The organism is Nostoc cf. edaphicum LEGE 07299, assembly GCF_015207245.1.
Taxonomy (GTDB): domain Bacteria; phylum Cyanobacteriota; class Cyanobacteriia; order Cyanobacteriales; family Nostocaceae; genus Nostoc; species Nostoc edaphicum_B.
On sequence record NZ_JADEXF010000413.1, the window covers coordinates 1 to 4,675 of the forward strand.

5 protein-coding genes and 1 pseudogene are annotated in these 4,675 nt (G+C 41.5%); 1 reads left to right on the forward strand and 5 read right to left on the reverse strand.

Features of this window, described 5'->3' with window-relative positions; genetic code table 11:
• A pseudogene (locus tag IQ229_RS13720) lies at positions 1-376 on the reverse strand (class I fructose-bisphosphate aldolase); the annotation flags it as partial.
• Positions 377-740: 364 nt separating this feature from the next.
• Between IQ229_RS13720 and IQ229_RS13725 the strand changes: the two are divergent.
• Positions 741-1,055, forward strand: a complete 315-nt coding sequence (locus IQ229_RS13725) for a hypothetical protein (RefSeq protein ID WP_194044547.1) — start codon at positions 741-743, stop codon at positions 1,053-1,055.
• A 32-nt stretch (positions 1,056-1,087) separates the two neighbouring features.
• Here IQ229_RS13725 and IQ229_RS13730 read toward each other — a convergent pair whose 3' ends face one another.
• From IQ229_RS13730 to IQ229_RS13745, 4 genes are all read right to left on the reverse strand, one after another.
• Positions 1,088-3,118: an nSTAND1 domain-containing NTPase gene (locus IQ229_RS13730; RefSeq protein ID WP_194044548.1), complete on the reverse strand. Its 2,031-nt coding sequence runs from the start codon at positions 3,116-3,118 to the stop codon at positions 1,088-1,090.
• Between the two features lie 104 nt (positions 3,119-3,222).
• Positions 3,223-3,615 carry a type II toxin-antitoxin system VapC family toxin gene (locus tag IQ229_RS13735; RefSeq protein WP_194044549.1) on the reverse strand — a complete coding sequence of 131 codons (393 nt, stop codon included), beginning with the start codon at positions 3,613-3,615 and terminating at the stop codon, positions 3,223-3,225.
• On the reverse strand, positions 3,612-3,833 hold the full coding sequence (locus IQ229_RS13740) for a hypothetical protein (protein WP_194044550.1): 222 nt from the start codon (positions 3,831-3,833) through the stop codon (positions 3,612-3,614). The genes IQ229_RS13735 and IQ229_RS13740 overlap by 4 nt, the downstream gene beginning before the upstream one ends.
• Positions 3,834-3,847: 14 nt before the next feature.
• Positions 3,848-4,675, reverse strand: an 828-nt coding sequence (locus tag IQ229_RS13745; RefSeq protein WP_194044551.1) for an ATP-binding protein, incomplete at its 5' end; no start/stop codon positions are given.

Below are 4,675 nucleotides of genomic sequence, written 5' to 3' on the forward strand. Positions count from 1 at the left end.
ATACTATGCCTAATGTTCCCAAAGTGGTAGCAACAGCATTGCAATCTGCGGCGATCGCTAGCTTGACAATATTTTCTGGATCGAAGTAAATCGGGTTGGGCGCAAAAGACGCGCCAGCTGAGTGTTCAATCCCTTGGTCTACTGGTAAAATCGAGAGATAACCTGTATTTGCCAGACGACCTGTAGAATAAAGCAAGTGGAGATTACGCAATACTTGAGGATTGCGATCGCTGTTAAGCCAGATTCGATCTACAAAGTCTGGGCCCGGCAAATGTATTAAATCACGAGAAACTTTTGCTTTGTGGGTAAGCAGGTCTTCTGCCTCTTTACCTAGCAATGACTCAATAGAATTAGCCTCTTTGAGCGTTGTAGTCATAGTATTATCCTCAAAATTTGAGCAAATGACCTTGCCTTTAAGATAGCATTTCTAATATTGCTAACTTAGTTGTACGGTCATTAATTATGTGTATTCTTTTTGAATATATAGCAATCTTCTTTTATAAATGAAAACCAAAAGGCTGAGATTTCCCACTTGTTTCAATAAGTCGAAAATCTTGTGATGAATGATTAAGTAAGGCTATACTACCGGAAGTATTAAATCAACTTTCGGAATTGATATTTTCAACTTCAGTTACCAACATTAACAGTACAATCATACTATCTTGCGATCGTAACTGCAAATTGAAAACCCATCTTTCCCCGATTTAGGTAATAATTTTGAACAAAATAAATCCAATTCTATGAGTAAGTTTCAAATCGATATCGACTTCAGCAATATAGATTTAGCTTCCCTTGAGACAGAAGAAGATTTTCAAAGAGAGGCAAAAATGTTACTCCCAAAGGCACTGGTCAAACTAGGTGAAAGTGTAGGTGAAAAGACCTGGGAAGAATTACAGGAAAAGCTGCAAGGAAATGGAGGTAAACTTAAATCTTCTCCCAGCGAGAAACGTAGGTTTATTCAAGAAACCGGAAGAACTTATCAACGAAGTGCTAGTAACAGAGAAAAACAAGAGCTGGAAGAATATATAGTAGAGCAATTACGCCAGCACAAGTAGTATTTGTCATAATTTAACTTATCAGACATGATTCAAATAAACCAGCGGCGAATCAACTCCACTTGGAAGCTATAGCCGTCGTCAACTTCCTCAATTAACTCACGTTGCAACAGCAAGTTGAAAGTAATATCAGCATCAGAGAACTGTTGCAATAGAGTTTGGCGGCTAACTATAGCCCCTTCCCCTTGAACAGCGATAAAACGTAGAATAGCTTGTCCAGTCGCGTCTACTTGGTTATTTTGAATGTCAGCAAAGAAAAAACCACCACTTTGCAAAGCTTCTGGTATCGCTGCTTCCACATCCGCTAAAGTTGCAAATCGCCGCATAGAGGGGTTTTGCTCGTTTTTGAGGACAATAATTTCTGCACAGAGTAATTGTACTAAGAATGGGTGACAGCGCGTGAGTTGCAGTACTCGCTCAACGGCGTCAGATTCATAGCGGAGAGTAAAATCTTTGACGGGATGTTCAATTAATTGTCGTGCTTCCGCTTCTTTGAGGTACGAGATATGCACTACTTGAACATTAATGAGATAACTAGCCCAGCGCTGATATTCTTCGATAGTATGGGAGCCAGCCAGTAAAACCTTGAAGCGGGGACGATGTTGGATGAGGTGACGCAGCATTCCCAAAACATCCTGTTCATCAAAGCGACCTTTGGTTATGGCGTTGTCTAGCACCTCAAATTCATCTAGCGCTAGTAAGGCGGTATTTTGTTCTAGAGCCTGTTCTACTTTATCTAGCCATTCATAGAAATAGGTGAAAGGGTCAGATTGTAGCACTTCGCGGGCTAGGGATGGTAGAGTTACACCTTGCTTTTTCGCTGACTTCTCCATCTCTCTAGCCAAGTTGTAGAGAAAACCTGCATGGTCACTAGCTGATGAAGGTGCGCCTTGCAAGTCTACAAACATGGGGATGATGTTACTAGGTAGTAACTTTCCGATGTTATTGAGGAGAGAAGTTTTACCCATACGTCGCTGACCGTATAGTAGCAGAGGTGGACGACGGCGATCGCGCAGTAGTTGCTCAATGCGTATACCAATGTCATTACGCCCCATGAAAATTTTTTGCTCCTCTGTGAGGGGTACACCGATAATGTAAGGCGAGTTAATTTCTTGACGCAGTTCAGTAACTTTAGCTAATTCTTCTACATAGTTGAGTATTATCTCACGCCAACTTTTGGCAATTGAACGGAAACGAAAATCATATTGTTCACCGAAGCTTGGCAAATATTCATCCAAATGCTCTACAAAAACCCTAAGAGCTATGCGTTGATTGTGAATACCAGCATGATTAAATGCATCATCTAAAAACTGGCTAATAAGGCTTTCACCAAATATTAGATTGCGATTAACCTGACGAATATCTTTCATGTTCTTACAGCCTTCTAAACTGCGTACATCTAGTTCAATTTGAGCAGCTTGAACGGCCCAACTTTGGGGACTAATACTCAAGTATCCTAAGGCTGCTTCTCCTTCAACTGGGTTATTTTTAATGACAAAAAGAAGATATTTATCCAAACCAGGCAGGTGTGAATACTGCAACTCATCCCAGAAAGCAGAGTGATAGCGAAATAAACAAGGGCTTTTAGCATTACGTATTTTATCTAATCTATAAAGTAAATGATTCCAAACAGTGAGAAGTGGAAATAGTAGAACAGTCCGCCATGAATTAATAGTTACTTTTACGCTTCTCGCCATGCTGAACTTCACGGCTATTACCACGCCTACCGCTACACCTAATCCCATGCAAAAAGCTATATTTGCGATTGGTTTACCCAACACCCACAACACTACGCCCAGCAGTAAGTTAGCCAGGATAGGTAATATAAAGTATGCTTGGATGAAAAATCTCCACAAAGTAAGGTTTTGCCATCGGCCTTGCCTTAACAAGATACTCAAAGGGGAGTTTGATTCTAAATTAAGGTCAATGCGCTTAAGGTGGTTACGCCAAGCTGAGGGGTGGAAAATGATCCAGAAAAACAGTTGCAGGCTCCCGATAATTAAGTTGGGGTGCTGTTGGGGTGCGTTGGTGTAGGCGTTGGGGGGTAGTTGTGGTGAAGTCAACGTTTTTGCACTCCTATTTAATACTCAGCTTTGCTGAATCAGGATATTAAAGAGCTTCACGCAAAAGCGCAAAGAACAATTTATAATTTAATTCAGCAACACTTTCACTTTTTGAGAGTTTGCACCCCAGGATATGCCAGAATTTTGGCGTCAACAGTTAGTAAAGGAGAGTTGTAAATTCTGGCAGTGGCTACAATAACTTGGTCAAATGGATCTCGGTGAAAACCTGTGAGTTTGGTTGATTCAACAATAATTGGAATTGTTAGTTCGAGTAGCTGCACTCCTGGATAAGCTAAAGCTTCTGTTAACCACTCCTCAATTGGATGCGGTAGAGTTAGCTTGCCAATCTCTACCAATTTGGCAACTTCCCAACAAGACATAATGCTGATTCCTAACCCTTGGGATTCATATTGTTGTAGCCAGTTCTGATGTTGTTTAGTCAGTCTTGCATCACCTTGAACCCACCAAACCCATATATGGGTATCCAGTATAATCATTGCAAGACTTCCCAATCTTCCAGAGGCACAGCAGGTTCAAAAGGATCGTCATAACGGTAAGGCTGTTTGCCACGCAAAGAATACAAATTCGCTTCTTGGGGACGAGTCTGAGTTTCTAGAATGATAATTTCAACAGCTTCCCCAGCTTGAAACGGTAAATCCTCAAGAATCAAGGTTCCGTTTTTAGTTAACTTTGTTTCAATTCGGTGTGCTTTCATAGTTACTCCGCTAGTTATGAATCTAATAAATGAGTAAATGGTTTGATTTGTCGTAAACCTTCCTCACGCCAATTATCATCATTCTCCCCTTCTTCTAAGTTAAATAATCTTTCTCTACACAGAATTTGTAACAACAGTGGCCAGCAGCAACTTTGTGTCAAAATCCACTCCACATCTTCATCAGTGAAAGCAATGGGCGAACTCACTATCAATTCTCGCGCTTCTATCTCAGTCAATGCTCCCAGATATGCGGTATAGCCGAAAATATTGAAAAAGGGTGAACTGTGTCCTGTGTTTTGCGCCATTTCAATCGGTGATTCGGGGGTAGCCAAGACAAATGCTAGATTCCCCCCTGTGCCGTTAGTTGCCAAAGACCGCAAACATTCCCAAAAGCCATCATCTAATTCTGGACAGCGTTCCAATCCAACACTAATCTCATCCAATAAGATGACTGTGGGAAAATGCAAATTATCGCTGACTACATCCATAAAACGATCTAAATCGCAAGGTGTCGGCACTTGCATCTTCAGTGATTCTAGGATGTACTTTAGTAGTCCTTCTCGGCTTTGCATTCGTGCGTCTTGCAAGTCTACGAAAATCCAACAGTAATTTTCTGGATGCGGTAGCCAGTCAGATTTTTGAGCAGGACGCAGCTGTTCTGCTGGGGTGGTGGTGATATTTTTGAGGTAGTGCAGCAGGGATGTTTTACCACTGCGCTTTTTACCAATAATGGCGGCGTTTTGCAGGGGATGGCGTTTGAGCAAGTTGAAGAGACGTTTTAATTCTTTTTCACGCCCAAAAAAGTAACGCGGCTGGGTGATGGGTGCGCCAGTGATGAAGGG

What these genes read in the sequence shown, in the direction of transcription:
- IQ229_RS13735 (WP_194044549.1), bottom strand. Translation starts at nt 3,615, where the DNA reads ATGATTATACTGGATACCCATATATGGGTTTGGTGGGTTCAAGGTGAT.
- IQ229_RS13740 (WP_194044550.1), bottom strand. Translation starts at nt 3,833, where the DNA reads ATGAAAGCACACCGAATTGAAACAAAGTTAACTAAAAACGGAACCTTG.
- IQ229_RS13725 (WP_194044547.1), top strand. Translation starts at nt 741, where the DNA reads ATGAGTAAGTTTCAAATCGATATCGACTTCAGCAATATAGATTTAGCT.